Origin of the sequence: Leptospira neocaledonica, from assembly GCF_002812205.1 — a bacterium.
GTDB classification, from domain to species: Bacteria; Spirochaetota; Leptospiria; order Leptospirales; family Leptospiraceae; genus Leptospira_B; species Leptospira_B neocaledonica.
Window position 1 is genome coordinate 1 of record NZ_NPEA01000021.1, and the last position, 3,053, is coordinate 3,053.

The window sequence follows — 3,053 nt, forward strand, 5'->3', positions numbered from 1 at the left end:
AGAGTAGGTTTGGGTGCAGTGTGTTTGGTGCGATACTGCGCCTAACTATCGGCTTATCGCTGCGCTTCGAGATTGCTTCGCAACTCTCGCTTGGCCTGCGGCACATTGGCTCAGTCACTCGAATTGCAGAGCAATTCTCGTGCCTGTCTTCGCTGACGCTCAGCACGCCAACGTCGATAAGCCTTGGTCGTTAGGCGACAGTTTTATAAACATGAACTCTAAATATGAATTAACTCAGTCTGATTTCTTAGATTTATTCTCTGAAATAAAGGAGGTGAAGGAATACGTAGATTTTCTCAAATTCCGAAACGAGTCTCCCGGTTTTAGTGTAAAACGTAAATATGCAAGTAATCTTCTTTTTAAACCTCCCATTAACAGTGAGGGATCTCCAGATGAAGTCTGTCTAATAAGAGTATTTGCATTTCAAAGAATAGAAGGAGAGGCGAATAAATATAAAGTAGTTGTTGAGGCTACAAAGTTTAGTTTGTATATATCGAACCATCCTTTATATAATTATTCAGATAGCCTTTGTCCGACTGTCGAATCTTTACGTAGGTCAAGAAATACTCCGGATCCTATAGGGCGATCCATTCACATTATCGCCGATTTGGATAATAAGACTCTTTTTTATGAGTCGAAAAAGATTTCTTCTAAAGAAATAGTAGATAAAATATATAAATCGCATATTCGCAATGTTGAAAAAATAACTGAGTATAAGCAAAAAATTAAAAATTGCTTATATCATGTTCTCTCTTCACCTTTTATAATGGCTAATTGGGTTCTAAAACAAATTGCAAAATTTGTTTTCGGGCGAGAGGTAGTTATCATTCCGAAGAGTGATCCGGAATCGTCAGAGAGTATTTACATAGGACAAAATGAGAAATTGCAAAAAATTAAGATATTTGAATATGAAACCTCATTTTTATCTATTTATTCTTTTTCGATTCTAATTGCTTCAGGCTACACTTATATTTATTTAAACTGCATAAAAATCGAATTTCTCGAAGATGTTTTGAATAATGGAGCAATTACTTTAGTTTTCGGTCTTATTCTGATTATAACTTACGATGTATTAATTCTTAATATACTTGAATTAAATATTAAATTTATTCATATTATCGGGCAGAAAATTCGAAAATTGCTTTTGTAATAAATAAAACCGTCGCCTAACTATCGGTGCTTCCGCTACGCTTCGAGATTGCTTACGCAACTCTCGCTCGGGCTTCGCCACATTTGCTTCTGTCACTTCGTTTGCATGAGCAAACTCGCGCCATCGCAAACGTCGGAACACCTTGGTCGTTAGACGAAATAACGCCCGAAACTTATCTGACAAATCGGAGGAAATTTCTTGATTACAGAAGAAATCTATATGCTCAGTTGCGGTTTGGAAAATATTTCTCTTTTGGAAATATTCGAGCTGTTAAAGAACATCCTTTTAGGAATTACGGGTATAGTTGGTTCTATTGTTGCTTGGCGAGGACTGAATACCTGGAAACGCCAAATTTCTGGGGAGCACCAACACGAAACAGCTATGAAATTGCTAAGAAGTCTTATAGAAGTTCGTTCACGAATTAAAGATGTACGTAGATCTATTGATATGACTAGTGAACACTATGATGCGTTCAAGGAGATTGAAGGACGAGAACCAGCTAATTCCAGTGAACTGGATCAAAAAGATTATTTAAGAATTGTTAGGGGAAAGCGGCTGAATGATGCATTAGATAGGTTAGATGTCGCTAAAATAGACACCGAGATAGTATTCGATGCTTTAGTAATTTCAGAAGTCGAAAAAATTTCTAAATTTATCGCCAAGCTTAATAAATCCATTATGGTGCATAATCAGGCAAAAATGTATCCTGCATATCTTTCGAGTGATGAAAATAAAAAAGCTTATGAAGTTCTTTATTCTAATGGTCCCGATGATGTGTATGGGCAGGAAATAGAATTAATCATTAAAAATGTTAGGGAATTGTTAAAGGAATTTATCTCATAAAAGATCCTTAACGAATATCAGAAGATGGGTGTGTAGATTTATCAGGGCGTTACTTCGTCTAACTTTCGGCTCTGACGCATCGCTTCGAGATCGCTACGCGACTCTCGCTTGGCCTCCGGCACATTTCGCTTTGTCACTCGCCTTGCAGTGGCAAGTCTCGTGCCAAGTCCTTACGGACTCGCGAAACGTCGTCAAGCCTTGGTCGTTAGACGCAATAGCGGCTCAATTTTTTTGAAACCTTAAACTAAAGATCTCTTAACGCTATTTTAAAGTAATATGAGTATATTTATTGAACCTTGGAATGACCAGAATATCGATTGGCTGTTGCTTCAGAACGGGGCAACTAACTTGTATTTGGATACTAAAATTCTAGAAGAACATATAAAAGAGCTTTCGGAGCTAAATTATGATATATTCAAATTAAATGCTGATAATTGGGAAAGCGAAGCTGATTTTCATATATCAGTTAGTCATAATTTGAGCTTTCCAGATTACTACGGAGAGAATTTATCAGCGTTTCAGGATTGTATTAGTGATATTGAATCTAAGAATTCTGGAACAGTTCTTTTGTTTATTAACTACGATACGTTCTCAACTAAAAATCGGGAATTTGCTCATCGTGTATTGGATATTTTGGAGTATGAGTCAAGGAACCTACTTTTGATTGGCCAAAGACTTATTGTAATAGTGAAAGTTCACGATGCAAAATTTTCTGTTTCGAATTTAGGTTCAAGATCAGCAAATTGGAATCATAAAGAATGGCTTAACAAAGATCGTGGTCTTTAAATGCCGCTACTGCGTCTAACTATCGGCTCTGACGCAGCGCATCGGGATTGCTTCGCAACCCTCGCTTGGCCTTCGGCACATTTCGCTTTGTCACTCGTTTTGCTGAGCAAAACTCGCGCCAAGTGCTTACGGACTCGCGAAACGTCGTCAAGCCTTGGTCGTTAGGCGCAATATCGCGATCTCTTTTCCTTTTTTTATTATATAAGTTTTAGATTTTACCTTAGAACAAATCAAGATCTACTTAAGGTTAGATCGCTTTTCACCCTTTTCTTGT

The 3,053-nt window shown here is 37.4% G+C and carries 4 protein-coding genes; 3 read left to right on the forward strand and 1 reads right to left on the reverse strand.

The window, feature by feature from the left end; translation table 11 throughout:
- The first annotated feature begins 211 nt into the window (after window positions 1–211).
- Window positions 212–1,150 carry a hypothetical protein gene (locus tag CH365_RS19745; protein WP_165782639.1) on the forward strand — a complete coding sequence of 313 codons (939 nt, stop codon included), beginning with the start codon at window positions 212–214 and terminating at the stop codon, window positions 1,148–1,150.
- A 52-nt stretch (window positions 1,151–1,202) separates the two neighbouring features.
- Here CH365_RS19745 and CH365_RS20190 read toward each other — a convergent pair whose 3' ends face one another.
- Window positions 1,203–1,274 carry a TraY domain-containing protein gene (locus CH365_RS20190; protein ID WP_125226352.1) on the reverse strand — a complete coding sequence of 24 codons (72 nt, stop codon included), beginning with the start codon at window positions 1,272–1,274 and terminating at the stop codon, window positions 1,203–1,205.
- Window positions 1,275–1,348: 74 nt separating this feature from the next.
- On the opposite strand from CH365_RS20190, the gene CH365_RS19750 reads away from it, so the two are divergent.
- Together CH365_RS19750 and CH365_RS19755 are read left to right on the forward strand one after the other, a co-directional pair.
- Window positions 1,349–1,993, forward strand: a complete 645-nt coding sequence (locus tag CH365_RS19750; protein WP_244283337.1) for a hypothetical protein — start codon at window positions 1,349–1,351, stop codon at window positions 1,991–1,993.
- Between the two features lie 276 nt (window positions 1,994–2,269).
- A complete protein-coding gene (locus CH365_RS19755) occupies window positions 2,270–2,779 on the forward strand; it encodes a barstar family protein (RefSeq protein ID WP_100770265.1) in 510 nt (169 codons plus the stop codon).
- Window positions 2,780–3,053: the final 274 nt, after the last annotated feature.